Source organism: Pseudomonas sp. SLBN-26 (assembly GCF_006715895.1).
Classification (GTDB): Bacteria; Pseudomonadota; Gammaproteobacteria; order Pseudomonadales; family Pseudomonadaceae; genus Metapseudomonas; species Metapseudomonas otitidis.
In genome coordinates, this window is record NZ_VFOB01000001.1 from 4409105 (window position 1) to 4426202 (window position 17098).

Here is a 17098-nt window from a genome sequence, read left to right on the forward strand (position 1 = left end):
GCAATGCAGCAACTCAATCCTTCCGAAATTAGTGAAATCATCAAGGGGCGTATCGAGAAACTCGACGTCTCTTCCCAAGCCCGCAACGAAGGCACCATCGTCTCCGTCTCCGACGGTATCGTCCGCATCCACGGCCTGGCCGACGTGATGTACGGCGAGATGATCGAGTTCCCGGGTGGCGTCTACGGCATGGCACTGAACCTGGAGCAGGACTCCGTAGGTGCCGTGGTACTGGGCAGCTACCTGAGCCTGGCCGAAGGCATGAGCGCCAAGTGCACCGGCCGCATCCTGGAAGTCCCGGTTGGTCCGGAACTGCTGGGCCGCGTCGTCGACGCACTGGGCAACCCGATCGATGGCAAGGGCCCGATCAATGCCAAAGCCACCGACGCTGTCGAGAAAGTGGCTCCGGGCGTGATCTGGCGTAAGTCGGTCGACCAGCCGGTACAGACCGGCTACAAGTCGGTTGACGCCATGATCCCGGTCGGCCGTGGCCAGCGCGAGCTGATCATCGGTGACCGTCAGATCGGCAAGACCGCCCTGGCTGTCGACGCCATCATCAACCAGAAGAACAGCGGCATCCGCTGCGTCTACGTAGCCATCGGTCAGAAGCAATCGACCATCGCCAACGTCGTACGCAAGCTGGAAGAAACCGGCGCCCTGGCCAACACCATCGTGGTGGCTGCCTCGGCTTCCGAATCCGCTGCGCTGCAGTTCCTGGCTCCCTACGCCGGCTGCACCATGGGCGAATATTTCCGCGACCGCGGTGAAGACGCCCTGATCGTCTACGATGACCTGTCCAAGCAGGCCGTCGCCTACCGCCAGATCTCCCTGCTGCTGCGCCGCCCGCCGGGCCGCGAAGCCTACCCGGGCGACGTGTTCTATCTCCACAGCCGCCTGCTGGAGCGCGCATCCCGCGTTTCCGAGGAATACGTCGAGAAGTTCACCAACGGCGAAGTGAAAGGCAAGACCGGTTCCCTGACCGCCCTGCCGATCATCGAAACCCAGGCTGGTGACGTTTCCGCGTTCGTTCCGACCAACGTGATCTCCATCACCGACGGTCAGATCTTCCTGGAATCCGCCATGTTCAACTCGGGTATCCGTCCGGCCGTCAACGCCGGTATCTCGGTATCCCGCGTCGGTGGCGCCGCCCAGACCAAGATCATCAAGAAGCTGTCCGGTGGCATCCGTACCGCACTCGCCCAGTACCGTGAACTGGCGGCCTTCGCCCAGTTCGCCTCCGACCTGGACGAAGCCACCCGCAAGCAGCTGGAACACGGTCAGCGCGTTACCGAGCTGATGAAGCAGAAGCAGTACGCGCCCATGTCCATCGCTGACATGTCCGTGTCTCTGTACGCTGCCGAGCGTGGCTTCCTGACCGATGTGGACGTGAACAAAGTTGGCGCCTTCGAAGCAGCCCTGCTGGGTTACTTCAACCGTGAGCTGGCCGCACTGATGGCCAAGATCAACGAGAAAGGTGACTTCAACGACGAAATCGACGCAGGCATCAAGTCCGGCATCGAGAAGTTCAAGGCCACCCAAACCTGGTAAGCCGCAGCGGGGGCCCCAGGGCCCCCGCCTGCTAACCCGAAAGGTGTCAAATGGCAGGCGCAAAAGAGATTCGCAGCAAGATTGCGAGCATCAAAAGCACGCAGAAGATCACCAGCGCCATGGAAAAGGTGGCCGTCAGCAAGATGCGCAGGGCTCAGCAGCGCATGGCTGCCAGCCGTCCGTACGCGGAGCGCATCCGCCAGGTGATCGGTCATCTGGCCAACGCCAACCCCGAGTACCGCCACCCCTTCATGATCGAGCGCCCCGTCAAGCGCGTCGGCTATGTCGTGGTGAGTTCGGACCGTGGTCTGTGCGGTGGCTTGAACACCAACCTGTTCAAGGCCCTGGTCAAGGACATGGCGAGCAATCGCGAGCAAGGCGTGGAGATCGATCTCTGCGTGATTGGCAGCAAGGGTGCGGCGTTCTTCCGCAACTTTGGTGGCAATGTCGTTGCTGCGATCAGCCACCTCGGCGAAGAGCCGTCGATCAACGATCTGATCGGCAGCGTCAAGGTGATGCTCGATGCCTACCTCGAAGGTCGCATCGATCGTCTGTCCGTGGTTTCGAACAAGTTCGTCAACACCATGGTGCAGAAGCCCACTGTGGAACAGCTCGTTCCGCTTGTGGCGACTCCGGATGAAGCGCTCAAGCATCACTGGGACTACCTGTACGAACCCGACGCCAAGCAGCTCCTCGACGGGCTGATGGTGCGTTACGTGGAGTCGCAGGTGTACCAGGCGGTGGTCGAGAACAACGCCGCCGAGCAGGCTGCGCGGATGATCGCGATGAAGAATGCCACCGACAACGCCGGTGAACTGATCAGCGATCTGCAGCTGATCTACAACAAGGCGCGTCAGGCAGCGATCACCCAGGAAATTTCGGAAATCGTCGGCGGCGCTGCCGCGGTTTAAGAACGGTTCAAATATTCAGAGGAACCAAAGATGAGTAGCGGACGTATCGTTCAAATCATCGGCGCCGTTATCGACGTGGAATTCCCGCGTGATCAGGTACCGGCCGTATACGAGGCGCTGAAAGTTCAAGGCGCCGAAACCACCCTCGAAGTCCAGCAGCAGCTGGGCGACGGCGTGGTTCGTTCCATTGCCATGGGCTCGACCGAAGGTCTGAAGCGTGGCCTGGACGTCACCAGCACTGGCGCAGCCATCTCCGTCCCGGTTGGCAAGGCCACCCTGGGCCGCATCATGGACGTCCTGGGCAACCCCATCGACGAAGCCGGCCCCATCGGCGAAGAAGAGCGTTGGGAAATCCACCGCGCTGCTCCGTCCTACGCCGACCAGGCGGGTGGCAACGAGCTGCTGGAAACCGGCATCAAGGTGATCGACCTGGTCTGCCCCTTCGCCAAAGGCGGCAAGGTAGGCCTGTTCGGTGGCGCCGGCGTGGGCAAGACCGTGAACATGATGGAACTCATCCGTAACATCGCCATCGAGCACAGCGGTTACTCCGTGTTCGCCGGCGTGGGCGAGCGTACCCGTGAGGGCAACGACTTCTACCACGAGATGAAGGACTCCAACGTACTGGACAAGGTCGCCCTGGTTTACGGCCAGATGAACGAGCCGCCGGGCAACCGTCTGCGCGTTGCACTGACCGGCCTGACCATGGCCGAGAAGTTCCGTGACGAAGGCCGTGACGTACTGCTGTTCGTCGACAACATCTACCGTTACACCCTGGCCGGTACCGAAGTGTCCGCGCTGCTGGGTCGTATGCCGTCCGCTGTGGGTTACCAGCCGACCCTGGCCGAGGAAATGGGCGTTCTGCAAGAGCGCATCACCTCCACCAAGACCGGTTCGATCACCTCCATCCAGGCCGTATACGTACCTGCGGACGACCTGACCGACCCGTCCCCGGCGACCACCTTCGCCCACCTGGACGCCACCGTCGTACTGTCCCGTGACATCGCCTCCCTGGGTATCTACCCGGCCGTTGACCCGCTGGACTCCACCAGCCGTCAGCTGGACCCGCTGGTAATCGGCCAGGAGCACTACGAGACCGCCCGTGGCGTGCAGTACGTACTGCAGCGCTACAAGGAGCTGAAGGACATCATCGCGATCCTCGGCATGGACGAGCTGTCCGAATCGGACAAGCAACTGGTAGCCCGCGCTCGTAAGATCCAGCGCTTCCTGTCCCAGCCGTTCTTCGTGGCCGAAGTCTTCACCGGCTCCCCGGGCAAGTACGTTTCCCTGAAGGACACCATCGCGGGCTTCAAGGGCATCCTCAACGGTGACTACGACCACCTGCCCGAGCAGGCGTTCTACATGGTCGGCGGCATCGATGAAGCCATCGAGAAAGCCAAGAAACTGTAACCCCCTGAGCGCCCGGCAACGGGCGCTTACGTGAGGCAAGCGTATGGCTATTACTGTCCACTGCGATATCGTCAGCGCCGAAGCGGAGATTTTCTCCGGTCTGGTCGAGATGGTGATCGCCCACGGCAACCTGGGCGACCTGGGTATCACGCCGGGCCACGCCCCGCTGATCACCGATCTCAAGCCGGGTCCGATCCGCCTGGTCAAGCAGGGCGGCGAGGAGGAGGTGTTCTACATCTCCGGTGGTTTCCTCGAAGTGCAGCCGAGCATGGTGAAGGTCCTGGCCGACACCGTGGTCCGCGCCGGTGACCTGGACGAAGCCGCTGCTCAGGAGGCCCTCAAGGCCGCTGAGAAGGCGCTGAACCAGAAGGGCTCGGAGTTCGACTACAGCTCCGCTGCCGCCCGTCTGGCAGAGGCCGCGGCCCAGCTGCGTACCGTCCAGCAGTTGCGCAAGAAGTTCGGCGGCTAAGCCACCGCTCTTCATCGCATGCAAGTAAAAGGGTAGCCTTGGCTACCCTTTTTCTTTTCCGGCATCGCCGGTTATCCACAGGCTCGGAAGCGTCCTTTCATGTCCCTCGATATCGTCATCCTCGCCGCAGGCCAGGGCACCCGCATGCGCTCGGCGCTGCCCAAGGTTCTCCACCCCGTTGCCGGCAAGCCCATGCTCGGGCACGTCATCGACAGCGCCCGTGCGCTGCAGCCCCAGGGCATCCACGTGGTCATCGGCCACGGGGCCGACCTTGTGCGTGAGCGCCTCGCCGCAGACGACCTCAGCTTCGTCCTGCAGGCCCAGCAGCTGGGCACCGGCCATGCCGTGGCCCAGGCCCTGCCGCAGCTCAGTGCCGAGCGCGTGCTGATCCTCTATGGCGACGTGCCGCTGATCGAGGAAGCCACCCTGCGCCGCCTGCTGGACAAGGTCCAGGACGACCAGCTCGCCCTGCTCACCGTCGAGCTGGACGACCCCACCGGCTACGGCCGCATCGTGCGGGACGCCCAGGGCGTGGTGAAGGCCATCGTCGAACACAAGGACGCCAGCCCCGAGCAGCGTGCCATCCGCGAAGGCAACACAGGCATCCTCGCCGTCCCCGGCAAGCGCCTGGCCGATTGGCTGGGCCGGCTGTCCAACCACAACGCCCAGGGCGAGTACTACCTGACCGACGTCATCGCCATGGCCGTGGCCGACGGCCTGGTGGTGGTCACCGAGCAGCCCCAGGACGCCATGGAAGTGCAGGGCGCCAACGACCGCATCCAGCTTGCCGAACTGGAGCGTCACTACCAGCAGCGGGCGGCCCGCCGCCTCATGGCCCAGGGCGTGACCCTGCTGGACCCGGCGCGCTTCGACCTGCGTGGCGAAGCCAGCGTGGGCCGCGACGTGCTCATCGACGTCAACGTCATCCTCGAAGGCCGCGTGGTGATCGAAGACGACGTCCAGATCGGCCCCAACTGCGTCATCAAGGACAGCACCCTGCGCCGCGGCGCCATCGTCAAGGCCAACAGCCACCTGGACGGTGCCGAGCTGGGCGAAGGCGCCGACTGCGGCCCGTTCGCCCGCCTGCGTCCCGGTGCCGTGCTGGGTGCCAAGGCCCATGTGGGTAACTTCGTCGAACTGAAGAACGCCGTGATGGGCGAGGGCGCCAAGGCCGGCCACCTGAGCTACCTGGGTGATGCCGAGATCGGCGCACGCACCAACATCGGTGCCGGCACCATCACCTGTAACTACGATGGCGCCAACAAGTCCCGCACCGTCATGGGCGAAGACGTCTTCATCGGCTCCAACAGCGCCCTGGTAGCGCCCGTGACCCTCGGTGACGGCGCCACCACCGGTGCCGGCTCCACCATCACCCAGGACGTACCCGCCCACAGCCTCGCCGTCGGCCGCGCCAAGCAGCGCAACATCGAAGGCTGGAAGCGCCCCGTGAAGAAGAAGTGAGTTGTGGATAACCCCGCCTGTGGATAAACCGCAGGCCCGACAGAAGGCGACCGAGGTCGCCTTCTGTCGTTTCCGGGGTTGACGCAAAAGCTTCGTTGAGTTTTGATTCGCCCACTTTTTCTTTCGAATCGAAACTTGCGAGATGTCGAAGCGCAATACGCCCCAGCGTCGCCATGCCATCCTCGCCCTGCTCGCCGAGCAGGGCGAGGTCAGCGTCGACGCCCTGGCCAAGGCCTTCGCCACCTCGGAAGTGACCATCCGCAAGGACCTCGCCGCCCTGGAGGCCAACGGCCTGCTGCTGCGTCGCTACGGCGGCGCCGTGCCCGTGCCCCAGGAGTTCATCAGCGAAACCAGCCAGCCGGTGTCCCGCTACAAGCAGGCCATCGCCCGCGCCGCCGCCGAGCGCATCCGTGAGCACGCACGGATCATCGTCGACAGCGGCAGCACCACCGCCGCGCTGATCCCCGAACTCGGCCACCGCCCCGGCCTGGTGGTGATGACCAACTCACTGAATGTCGCCACCGCCCTGCGCGAACTGGAGCACGAGCCGGTGCTGCTGATGACCGGCGGCACCTGGGACCCGCACTCCGAGTCCTTCCAGGGCCAGGTCGCCGAGCAGGTGCTGCGCTCCTACGATTTCGACCAGCTGTTCATCGGCGCCGACGGCATCGACCTGGCCCGTGGCACCACCACCTTCAATGAGCTGCTGGGCCTGTCCCGGGTCATGGCCGAGGTCGCCCGCGAGGTGATTGTCATGGCCGAGGCCGACAAGGTCGGGCGGCGCATCCCCAACCTGGAGCTGCCCTGGAGCAGCATCCATACCCTGATCACCGACGAGCGCCTGCCCCAGGACGCTCGCCAACAGATAGAAGCGCGCGGCATCACGCTGGTCTGCGCGCCTGTGGATAACTGAGGAGACAACCCATGTGTGGCATCGTTGGCGCAGTGGCTGAACGGAACATCACCGCCATCCTCGTCGAAGGCCTCAAGCGCCTCGAATACCGTGGCTACGACAGCGCCGGCGTCGCCGTGCTGGACAACCAGGGCGGCCTGCAGCGCCGTCGTCGCGTCGGCAAGGTCAGCGAACTGGAACAGGCCCTGGCCGCCGAGCCCCTCGCCGGCCGCCTGGGCATCGCCCACACCCGCTGGGCTACCCACGGCGCGCCCACCGAGCACAACGCCCACCCGCACTTCTCCGGCGACCTCGCCCTGGTGCACAACGGCATCATCGAAAACCACGAACCCCTGCGCGAGCACCTCAAGGGCCTGGGCTACGTCTTCACCTCCGACACCGACACCGAGGTCATCGTCCACCTGCTCGACCACCACCTGTCCAACCTCGGCGACCTCACCGAAGCGCTCAAGGTGGTGGTGCGCGAACTCCACGGCGCCTACGGCCTGGCCGTGATCAGCCGCAGCCAGCCCGACCGCCTGGTGGCCGCCCGCAGCGGCAGCCCGTTGGTGATCGGCCTGGGCCTGGGGGAAAACTTCCTCGCCTCCGACCAGTTGGCCCTGCGCCAGGTCACCGACCGCTTCATGTACCTGGAAGAGGGCGACATCGCCGAGATCCACCGCGACCAGGTGCGCATCTGGGACAGCGCCGGCCAGCCCGTGCAGCGTGAGCAGGTGCAGTACCACGAAGGCGCCGAGGCCGCCGACAAGGGCGAGTACCGCCACTTCATGCTCAAGGAGATCCACGAGCAGCCCAAGGTCGTCCAGCGCACCCTCGAAGGCCGCCTGGGCGCCGACCACGTACTGGTCAACGCCTTCGGCCCCCGCGCCGCCGAGCTGTTCGCCAAGGTACGCAACGTGCAGATCGTCGCCTGTGGCACCAGCTACCACGCCGGCATGGTCGCCCGTTACTGGCTGGAAGAGCTGGCCGGCGTCCCCTGCCAGGTGGAAGTGGCCAGCGAGTTCCGCTACCGCAAGGTGGTGGTCCAACCCGACACCCTGTTCGTCACCATCTCCCAGTCCGGCGAGACCGCCGACACCCTGGCCGCCCTGCGCAACGCCCGCGCCGGCGGCTACCTGGCGAGCCTGGCCATCTGCAACGTCGGCACCAGCTCCCTGGTGCGCGAGTCCGACCTCACCCTGCTGACCCTGGCTGGCCCCGAGATCGGCGTCGCCTCCACCAAGGCCTTCACCACCCAGCTGGTGGCCCTGCTGCTGCTCACCCTCAGCCTCGGCCAGGTGCGCGGCAACCTCGACAAGGCCCGCGAAGCCGAACTGGTGGAAGCCCTGCGCCGCCTGCCCACCCACCTGGGCGAGGCCCTGGCCATGGACAAGACCGTGGAGAAGGTCGCCGAGCTGTTCGCCGAGAAGCACCACACCCTGTTCCTCGGCCGTGGCGCCCAGTACCCGGTGGCCATGGAAGGCGCGCTCAAGCTCAAGGAGATCTCCTACATCCACGCCGAGGCCTACCCGGCCGGCGAACTCAAGCACGGCCCCCTGGCCCTGGTGGACGCCGACATGCCGGTGGTCACCGTGGCGCCGAACAACGAGCTGGTAGAGAAGCTCAAGTCCAACCTGCAGGAAGTCCGCGCCCGTGGCGGCGAACTGATCGTCTTCGCCGACCGCCAGGCCGGCATCGACAACGGTCCCGGCACCCACGTGGTGGCCATGCCCCACACCGTCGACATCCTCGCGCCGATCCTCTACACCCTGCCGCTGCAACTGCTGTCCTACTACGTCGCCGTGCTCAAGGGCACCGACGTCGACCAGCCGCGCAACCTGGCCAAGTCCGTCACCGTGGAGTGACGGGCCGCCCGCACGGCGCCCGTTGGTCTTTAGTGGTCTGTCCCGCACTGGCAGATGTCGCTTGGGCCAAGGGCAGCAGGTGACGCGATTCGGGCGCTGGCATCGCTCGGTCCGCTGTGGGTCGATGAAGCAGTCGTAAACCTACGTATTATTCTGCCGAGTGATGAATGGCAGGCTTTGCAATCGGTAGCGTCCGTGCTCCCTGACTGGATGGCCGAAGCTATTGAAAAGCACTCCGCCAATTAGATTTAGGCGGGTAGTAAGGGCGCTTGCTTGGCTGTTGTCATAGCCGCTCAGGCCTCAGCTCCGCGGCGCCGCCAAGGGATAGCTGTATGCAGGGTACGAAGATTCCATTTGGAGAGCGTGACGGAACGCTTTACCGTGCTTTCGAGGTTGAGAATGGCCTCGGCTGCGGTTGCATCTGTCCTGGGTGCTGTAAACCGCTGAATGCTGCGAATGGTGGGCAGAAAGTCATCCCGCACTTTCGCCACGCCCAGTCGGAAGATTGCGTTCGTGGCTATAAGGAGGCGGTACGGCGGGCTGCAGTTGCGCTGATAGCTGCTCGGCGGGGATTAACACTCCCTGCGTTCTATCACCAAGTCCGCGCTGCAACCTCCTCTGGGCACTCCCTGTTTCGAGATGTGGCTTTCAAGGCAGCACCTGTTGGCGGAGATGCAGTAGAGCGATTCGTGGATCTTGGCGATGTGCTTGCGCATGCTGTCCTTACTTCTGACAACCGCCAGCTGATTATCCAGATCAAGGTCTTCTCTCGAGCAGAGCACGAGCGCTATCAGCGGCTATCCAGCATTGAGGCGTCCTCCGTCGAAATTGATCTCAGCGGGCTTAGCCTTGATCAGATCAACGATTCAGTGGCCTTTGAGCGAGCAGTGCTTTCCGACCATGCCACTCGATCGTGGATTCGATCGCTACGCGGAGAGATGCTGATCAAGCGCGCTGTAACTGAGCTGGCCGCCGAGGTCGACCTCTATAACACCCAGTGGGAGCAGGAGCGGGCACGCCAGCAAGCGATCGAGGAAGCAAAGCGAGTTGAGCAGGAGGAAAAGGCTGCCGAGCACACAGCTGCACTCTGGTCTGTCCCGCGCTGAGTGGACACTGACTTTAGGTGGATAATGTCCACCGCAAGGAGTGTTCATGACCCAGACCAGACGACGTTTTCCCGAATCCTTCAAACGCGAGGCGGTAGACCAGGTACTTGCAGGCACGCCGCTTCGTCATGTAGCCGAGACGCTGGGCATCGCTGAAAGCCTGTTGGGCAAATGGAAGCGCCAGTACGAGCAGCAAGGTGACGATGCCTTTCCGGGCAACGGCAAGCAGCGAGGCGAGAGCGCGGAACTGCGTCGTCTACGCCAGCAACTGGCTCAGGTCACCATGGAGCGCGATGTTTTAAAAAAGGCGCTCGCCATCTTCTCGCAGCCCACGAAGTGAAGTTCCGCGCCATCGAGGCGTTGGCCGGTCGCTATCCCGTAGCGCCAATGTGTCGGCTGCTGCGGGTATCCCGCAGCGGCTTCTATGCATGGCAGCAGCGACCACCTTCGGCGAGAGAGATGGCGAATCGGCGTCTGAGCAAGGAGATCCGCACCATCCACCATGAGGTGAATGGGATCTATGGCCATCGCCGAATCAAGGCCGAGTTGGCGGCCATGGGGCATGCGTGTGGTCGACACCGAGTCGCTCGACTGATGCGCGAAGCCGGCCTGCGTGTTCGTTCGCGCAAGCGTTGGCGGCTGGTTTCCAGCAGTCGTCATGCTCTGCCGATTGCCCCGAACCATCTGGATCGCCAGTTCGCCTCGGATCGCGCCAATCGGCACTGGGTCTCGGACATGACCTACGTGCGGACGGCCCAAGGCTGGCTATATCTGGCCGTCGTGCTCGATCTCTATTCACGCGCTGTCGTCGGTTGGGCGATGCACCACCGCATGCAGCAGGCTTTGGTACATGCCGCGCTGGAGATGGCCGTTGCACGTCGACAGCCGAAAAAAGAAGTGCTGCTGCACTCGGATCGTGGCAGCCAATACTGCGCGTACGACTACCAGGCCTTGCTTCGGCGACATCGAATCGTGCCCAGCCATTCACGTCCGGGGAACTGCTGGGACAACGCCGCGATGGAGAGCTTCTTCCGTTCGCTGAAGGCTGAGCGGGTGTACCTGACTCGCTACGCCAGTTACCAGGAGGCGAAAACCGACCTGTTCGACTACATCCGCTTTTACAATCACCGCCGTCGCCACTCGACGTTGGGCTATCTCAGTCCGATGGAGTTTGAGCGGCGAAATGCGAGCAGTAGCTCTTAACTACCTGTCCACCAGTCCCGGGACAGACCACTCGCAGCTCACAGGCAGTCCCAATTGGAGGCTGCTGAAGCACAGCGATCTGCTGGGTTGCCTCTGAAGGGTGAGCGCGGGGCTCGTGAGTGCTGAGTGGAGTTGATCGTCAACCAGACACTGCGTGCCGCCCGAGACTGGGGTGGCCAAGCGGTTGAGTGCTCTGCCTGCTGCCTGCTTAGTCCGCCGGGATCCCACTTTTGTCTCTTTTGCACCAGTGAGTCGAGCACGATGACCCGCATCCTGGTGCCGGCAGATGTTGCTGCCACTATCTACCTGCGGATGCGCAGCTCGGCTAAGCCGGATCGCTCTCTGAGGATGGCCCCCGCCCTAGTGGTTCAACCAGATATCTAAATGATTAGTGGGCGTCTAGGCCTAGAGGGTTTGGCTCGGAGCGCAGGAAGATGGTTGACGAGTGGACGGGTTGACAGGTTGACGAATTGGCTATGGGGTAGTAGGCTTGAGTAGCTGGCGAAAAAGCGATCAGCGAGTGAGGAAGATTATGAAGACTGCTATCGAGTTCACCGAAGCCACTAGCCACAGCGAGGCCGCTAAGTCAGTGCTGCGTGAAGGCTTTGAGCAATTCATGGAAAAGCTTTCTCAGGCTCAACTGTTAGAGTTGGCTAGGAAGGGTAATCAGGAAAAGTACTTCGATACGATTCGAAATACCATTGCAATAAAGGATGGAGAAAAGCTGAGCCCAAAGATGCGAAACCAAATCGCATACGCAAAAGGCAAGGAGCTCGCTTTAGAAAAGGTAAAGGAAGCTTACGAACTGCTTGAGTCGAAAACTGTGTGCCAGATACTGGGTATTACCCGGCAAGCACTTAACAAAAGGGTTCAGCTGTGTCAGGTCCTTTCCTATACCGACGCGTCGCGACGGAAGTACTATCCATCATTTCAGTTCGAGAATAATACGATAATCCCTCAAATTGGGCTGCTGACAAAGACAACTGCGATAAGCCCAAAAAGCGAGGAAGAAGTAAATGTTCTATTAGGATTTTTGGCTCAAAATATGGATTACTCTAATCCGGGTGAGCCAGAGAATTTGAAACCAAGGTACATGCTTTTGGCTGATGAAAAGGCTTTCGAGATAATTGTTCGTGATTTCAAGAACAGACTGTCGATGGGCAGGTAAGCCGGGCCCATGGCTGGGCCCGGCTCCTGTTTCACTCGATGGGTACTTGCAGACGATTCAGAAGTTCACCGACAGTCTCTTCGGTAGAAAGCTCCAACTCCCCAAGGGGAGTCTTTCTCACTGCCTTAAGCTGCTCGGGGCGATCAGCAAAGAGCGCCAGGTTGCATTCATTTTGTCTACCAGCGCTAGGGTATACCTGCGATGTATAGATGATGCCGTCGACGTGATCGGTGTGTCGCATTACCACATCACTTAAGGCTTGGGTAAAGGCATAGCCTTGGCTTCCCTGGCCTTTCGACTGAACAATTGCTCCTAGACGCCTTCCTGTATTCGCTACCAGTCTTGCAGAGTCCACTACCTTCAGCAGGCGTGCCGCCTCAAGCTCATGAAGAGACCGAGCTTCGATCTCCTGCTGTGTTACAGGTGTACCCTCGCCTGCTTTTCCATGTTGAACCGTTTCCGCTACAGCCACGACGTCGGAAAACGCGACATAGCAGACCCCAATAGTTCCTTGGGGGTCTCCATACCGAGAGTCGGATTTAGGGTTGTAGTAGAGCGGGTTGGAGTGCTCAGTCTCCTGAACACGGAAGGTTGGGGTGCCTTTGGGGATCTCCGTAAGCGGCAAACCGTGCTTTTCTATGGCATCTTGAATCGTCTGCTTAAGTGCTTCGAGTTCGTCTTTTCTCTTTGTCATTAGTTGTAGGGCCTCTAATAGGGTTAAATTTTCTGCTCATGGTCGAATTCCATTTGCAAGTTGGTTTCTGCTTGCAGGTGGCTGAGCACTTGCAAACACGTACGCGCAGTGGGTCGCTACTAGATTTCGCTTATGGCCCATGCGCGCAACCATATTTAACCGAAGAATATTTATCTTGACTAGAGATTTTTTAGGTGCGTGGCAAAAAATAAATAAGCTTAATTAATAAATTACTAAAGCCGCTAAAACAAAGGCGCAGCTGGAGGCTGTAGGGGGGTATAGGCTGAAAGCCTTTACGTGGAATTAATTTGATTAAACAGGAGGAATCAAGAGAAGCGCGCCAGCACTCCTGCACCGCTCATTTCTTGCGGCCAGTTTTGGCCTAGCCGAATGGCATCTTGCGGGCACTCGACTACTCCCTCAGTCTGGCTTTTGCCCTGAGGTGTGGTGCAGAGGCGAGGATTTATGCAGAGCTTCCTGGGATGTGAGGGCTCAAATACACAGATAGCACCTCACCCCAGCAGTTCTGGTCAGTCGATGAGCATATTCATTTGCGACGCCAGTAATCCTTTCCGTCTCGAGACTCAGGATAAGGGGGCCAAACCGCAGCAGAGCGAGGAAGTCGGAGCAGGGTAATGACGTACTCATACCGCTCGGAATGAATCTTCATTTCACGAACGCAAGCACTGCGATCAGCATGTGGGAACCAGAGTGAGGCAGGAAGCTCAATCCCCTTTCGTTCTTGGGTAATCGTTGAGCAAGCTGCTAACGAGCCCGCAGGGATTGGTATGGGGCTCTGGCGTGTTCGGAAAAAAGCACCATTACGGCGTGCTGCCGAGCTGGAAAACGCCCATTTCATGAAGCCATCACGTGACAGTATCAAGACTGCACTGTCCTCGGTGCACTCAATCCACTTCAGGGCGGCAGCGGTAAGTGAAACGCCATAGCGATCCGCACAATGGCGCAATACCTCAATATCAGTGTCTGGGGTGAGTTGGCTGCGAAAGTCGTTTAGGGGCATCAGCAGAAAAGATGCGAACAGATCGGCTTCGGCCTCAATGTTCTTGTCCTCCCATGACAGCATGTCATCACTGCTGCATTGAAATTCGTCGCGCTTGAGGCGATGGAGGATGTAGTGCCCCAGCTCGTGAGCTTGAGTGAAACGAATACGGCCTGGAGATTTCAGGCCGTTGTTGTATAGCAGCATCCAGCGGTTTTTAGCTTCGTTGGCAAACAGTGCACCATCGAAGTTTTTGATGTCGACAGCCTCTACCTTAACGATCGGGTCGGGGTACTTGAAGACCTCGAAGGCGCCAAGGGCAAGCTCGCTAACATCAACAGGGAAGCGATCAAGCCCGAGGGATTGGCTGATCTGATCACAGATTTTGGTCAGATGGATGGCGGCTTTCTGCGGTGTCCATACCTTGCCATCAGGCATCTTTAAAAGTCCTTTTTGAACGTATCTAGAATCCTCCTAAGCTGCGCTTTCGCATCCGGCTCCAGATTCTTGTAGCCGCGGAAGAAGGCTTCATCGAGATGCTTTTCTTCCGGCTCACGTAGATCATCCTCGAAAAAGTAAGCCGTTCCTACTCCGAGAACATCCGCCAGCGCTGTGAGCTTCTCTGCTGAGGGTCTTTGGGACTCTCGGTTCTCCAGCTCCCATAGGTAGCTCTTGCTGAGCCCTGCCATGTCCGCAAGCTTTTCCAGGGTCAGCCCACGCTGCTTGCGCAGGTCGCGGAGCTTCTCGCCGAGACGGGTAGTCATCGTCGTGTCTCCTCCATAGTCGTTAAACACAAAATACCACGATTCCGAACAAATCGTTTGACAAAGGCGATAGGCGCGAGCAGTCTGTCACAAAGTTCGCTATTCCGAACTTTTTTTCCTGGCTCGACGACTAGCCCTTTCAGCTCCTCGCCCGGCCTCTAGAAGCGTGTGGACTGAGGGGGATGAAATGGCAAGAGAGCATATCGACCATAAGGATATAGCGCGGTTCGCCGAGGAAAAGGTGAATCTGCCTAAGGAAAAGGCTCAGCAGTATCGCGAGCAAGCTCAGCGGCTGCAGGACAAGCTGGAAGGGTACCTGGCGGACCACGACGATTTCTCTCTGAAACGCATGATGCTGTCTGGCAGCCTGGCCAAAGGGACGGCGCTTCGCTCGCTGAATGACATTGATGTTGCCGTGTACATCAGTGGCTCTGAGGCGCCGCACGATATCCGTGATCTTCTCGACTATCTGGCGGAGAGGCTGCGCAAGGCTTTTCCTAACTTCACGCCTGATCAAGTCAAGCCACAGACCTACTCGGTAACCGTGTCCTTCAAAGGTTCAGGCCTGGATGTCGATGTTGTGCCGGTGCTGTACTCCGGCTTGCCAAATTGGCGGGGCAACTTGGTGAGCCAGGAGGATGGGTCTTTCCTGGAGACAAGCATTCCGTTGCACCTTGAGTTTGCCAAGGCGCGTAAACGTGCTGCCCCTACGCATTTTGCTCAGGTTGTTCGGCTGGCCAAGTATTGGGCACGTCTGATGAAGCAGGAGCGTCAGGATTTCCGATTCAAGTCCTTCATGATCGAGCTGATCATGGCCAAGCTGTGCGACAACGGAGTCGACTTCTCCGACTATCCCGAAGCCTTGCAGGCGTTCTTTACCTATCTGGCTGCAAGCGGGTTACGACAGCGGATTGTTTTTGAAGACAACTACCCGGCCTCGAAAGTCGGAGCGTTGTCTGACCTCGTGCAGATCATCGATCCGGTTAACCCCAGTAACAACGTCGCGCGTCTGTATACGCAGCGCAACGTTGACGCGATCGTTGATGCAGCAATGGAAGCGGGAGATGCCATAGAAGCTGCGACCTACGCGCCCACCAAGCAGTTGACGGTTGGCTATTGGCAGAAAGTCTTCGGCTCTTCATTCCAGGGGTAAGAAAGCCATGTCCTCCTACAGCTTTACCGTTGCTGAAACGCAAACCTTCACCATCACTCACGCCCGACACATGGCTGCCAAAGTAGCGACTGACCTTAAGCGGGTTCAGCGCTTCTACGGCTACCCCAGCGATTCCTCGATCACGCAGTACGAAGCGGAACTAATTGTGATGCTTAAAGCCGGGTATCTCGGGGAGGTGACCTACGGCTTCAAGCGTGGCAACGATTTCATCGAGCCCACTCTGCGCTACACAGCGGGGGATCTGGTAGGCGCAGGTTCGGATGATGATCCGGGAAAGGTGCGTCCTGGGAAAGACGTGACTGGGGCGTCCTTCTCCAGCTACATGACTTACAGCTCGAAGTACTACAGCGATGCGGCGGCTGAGCGGGAGAGCGCCCTAAAAGATTTGCCTTTTAAGCGAGAAGGCGCGCCAACACCGGGGGTCAGTGGCTATCTAGAAAGTGACAAGACCTATTCGGCAGGTGGCCGTGCCCTCAATCGTGCAAGCGTAAGGAGCTACTGATGAACGTAAAACCGTCTCTAGATGAACTGTTTGAGCGGCGCGTAAGCTTCCCGGACTTCGAGCCCCAAGAGCGTTTGGCACGCCTCGTCGGACTGGACGCGCATAAAGAGCGGCTGGCTAAAATATTGGGTCTTTTGGTCAACCCGTACGGTTTGCAAGAGTGGGCCGAGAAGCATCACCCGCAGGCCCGCGCAGCTGTTGATGCGGTTATGCGCCGTCCCCCTTTAGCCGTTCTGGCAGGTGATGTCGGCTCGGGTAAAACCGAACTTGCTGAAACCATCGGTGATGCTGTCGCTCGGCAAGAGGGTATCGACATCACCCTCTACCCTTTGAGCCTCGCGACTCGCGGACAGGGCCGTGTGGGAGAAATGACCCAACTGGTTTCAGCCGCATTCGACTACACCATCGAGGCTGCAGAGAAGCTCAAGAACTCAAGCGGGAAGGCCCGCGGTGCTGTGTTGCTGCTGATTGACGAAGCTGATGCTTTGGCCCAATCCCGAGAAAATGCACAGATGCACCACGAGGATCGTGCAGGGGTAAATGCCTTCATTCGAGGCATTGACCGCATTGCCAACCAGAAGCTTCCAGCGGCAGTGCTGATGTGTACCAATCGACTCAAAGCTCTTGATCCCGCGGTGCAGCGGCGAGCCGCTGAGGTACTGACGTTTGGTCGCCCTGACGAGGCCCAGCGGCGCTATTTGTTGAGTTCGAAACTAGAAGGCCTAGGTCTTCCGGCTCTTGCGATTGACCAGCTAGTGAAGCTGACAGGACCCCGGGAAGCGAATGAGCCTGGCTTTACATTCTCGGATATCAACCAGCGACTGATTCCTTCCATCATTCTTGCTGCCTATCCGAACAAGGCCGTGGACGCGCGTGAGGCACTGCTCACCGCTCAAGAAATGAAGCCCACGCCAGCGTTCCAGGATCGCTGAGT

16 protein-coding genes are annotated in these 17098 nt (G+C 60.0%); 13 read left to right on the forward strand and 3 right to left on the reverse strand.

Annotation, left to right across the window (positions count from 1 at the left end; all coding sequences use genetic code 11):
- The first annotated feature begins 3 nt into the window (after nt 1-3).
- From atpA to FBY21_RS20515, 10 genes are all read left to right on the forward strand, one after another.
- Nucleotides 4-1548, forward strand: a complete 1545-nt coding sequence (atpA, locus tag FBY21_RS20465) for a F0F1 ATP synthase subunit alpha (RefSeq protein WP_044410008.1) — start codon at nt 4-6, stop codon at nt 1546-1548.
- Between the two features lie 50 nt (nt 1549-1598).
- Nucleotides 1599-2459, forward strand: coding sequence for a F0F1 ATP synthase subunit gamma (atpG, locus tag FBY21_RS20470; RefSeq protein ID WP_044410005.1), 861 nt, complete (start codon nt 1599-1601; stop codon nt 2457-2459).
- Between the two features lie 30 nt (nt 2460-2489).
- Entirely contained in the window at nt 2490-3866 is a 1377-nt protein-coding gene (gene atpD, locus FBY21_RS20475) for a F0F1 ATP synthase subunit beta (protein ID WP_044410002.1), read from the forward strand.
- A gap of 43 nt (nt 3867-3909) precedes the next feature.
- Nucleotides 3910-4335, forward strand: coding sequence for a F0F1 ATP synthase subunit epsilon (locus FBY21_RS20480; RefSeq protein WP_044409999.1), 426 nt, complete (start codon nt 3910-3912; stop codon nt 4333-4335).
- A 99-nt stretch (nt 4336-4434) separates the two neighbouring features.
- On the forward strand, nt 4435-5796 hold the full coding sequence (glmU, locus tag FBY21_RS20485; RefSeq protein WP_142013283.1) for a bifunctional UDP-N-acetylglucosamine diphosphorylase/glucosamine-1-phosphate N-acetyltransferase GlmU: 1362 nt from the start codon (nt 4435-4437) through the stop codon (nt 5794-5796).
- A 142-nt stretch (nt 5797-5938) separates the two neighbouring features.
- The gene (locus FBY21_RS20490) at nt 5939-6709 is read left to right on the forward strand and encodes a DeoR/GlpR family DNA-binding transcription regulator (protein ID WP_044409993.1); all 771 of its coding nucleotides are present in this window, start codon (nt 5939-5941) and stop codon (nt 6707-6709) included.
- Nucleotides 6710-6720: 11 nt separating this feature from the next.
- Nucleotides 6721-8553 (forward strand): glutamine--fructose-6-phosphate transaminase (isomerizing), encoded by a 1833-nt coding sequence (glmS, locus tag FBY21_RS20495; protein WP_044409990.1) that lies wholly within the window; start codon nt 6721-6723, stop codon nt 8551-8553.
- Nucleotides 8554-8885: 332 nt separating this feature from the next.
- Nucleotides 8886-9659 carry a hypothetical protein gene (locus tag FBY21_RS20500; RefSeq protein WP_142013285.1) on the forward strand — a complete coding sequence of 258 codons (774 nt, stop codon included), beginning with the start codon at nt 8886-8888 and terminating at the stop codon, nt 9657-9659.
- A gap of 46 nt (nt 9660-9705) precedes the next feature.
- A protein-coding gene (locus FBY21_RS20510; protein WP_409563791.1) for an IS3 family transposase occupies nt 9706-10862 on the forward strand; the annotation gives its coding sequence in 2 pieces (ribosomal slippage) (nt 9706-9966 and nt 9969-10862; 1155 coding nt in all).
- Nucleotides 10863-11394: 532 nt separating this feature from the next.
- The gene (locus tag FBY21_RS20515) at nt 11395-12030 is read left to right on the forward strand and encodes a hypothetical protein (RefSeq protein WP_142013288.1); all 636 of its coding nucleotides are present in this window, start codon (nt 11395-11397) and stop codon (nt 12028-12030) included.
- A 31-nt stretch (nt 12031-12061) separates the two neighbouring features.
- Here FBY21_RS20515 and FBY21_RS20520 read toward each other — a convergent pair whose 3' ends face one another.
- The 3 genes from FBY21_RS20520 to FBY21_RS20530 all read right to left on the reverse strand — a co-directional run bounded on the left by FBY21_RS20520 (nt 12062) and on the right by FBY21_RS20530 (nt 14488).
- Nucleotides 12062-12724 carry an RES family NAD+ phosphorylase gene (locus FBY21_RS20520; RefSeq protein ID WP_142013290.1) on the reverse strand — a complete coding sequence of 221 codons (663 nt, stop codon included), beginning with the start codon at nt 12722-12724 and terminating at the stop codon, nt 12062-12064.
- A gap of 547 nt (nt 12725-13271) precedes the next feature.
- Complete coding sequence (locus FBY21_RS20525) at nt 13272-14162, reverse strand: ImmA/IrrE family metallo-endopeptidase (protein WP_142013292.1); 891 nt, start codon at nt 14160-14162, stop codon at nt 13272-13274.
- A 2-nt stretch (nt 14163-14164) separates the two neighbouring features.
- The gene (locus FBY21_RS20530) at nt 14165-14488 is read right to left on the reverse strand and encodes a helix-turn-helix domain-containing protein (protein ID WP_015278133.1); all 324 of its coding nucleotides are present in this window, start codon (nt 14486-14488) and stop codon (nt 14165-14167) included.
- 187 nt (nt 14489-14675) lie between these two features.
- Between FBY21_RS20530 and FBY21_RS20535 the strand changes: the two genes are divergently transcribed.
- From FBY21_RS20535 to FBY21_RS20545, 3 genes are read left to right on the forward strand one after another with little or no spacing between them, the layout of a single operon-like run.
- Nucleotides 14676-15641 carry a CBASS oligonucleotide cyclase gene (locus FBY21_RS20535; RefSeq protein WP_142013294.1) on the forward strand — a complete coding sequence of 322 codons (966 nt, stop codon included), beginning with the start codon at nt 14676-14678 and terminating at the stop codon, nt 15639-15641.
- Nucleotides 15642-15648: 7 nt separating this feature from the next.
- Entirely contained in the window at nt 15649-16164 is a 516-nt protein-coding gene (locus FBY21_RS20540; protein WP_142013296.1) for a hypothetical protein, read from the forward strand.
- Complete coding sequence (locus FBY21_RS20545) at nt 16164-17096, forward strand: AAA family ATPase (RefSeq protein WP_142013299.1); 933 nt, start codon at nt 16164-16166, stop codon at nt 17094-17096. Before FBY21_RS20540 ends, FBY21_RS20545 begins: the two co-directional genes overlap by 1 nt.
- Nucleotides 17097-17098 lie beyond the last annotated feature (2 nt).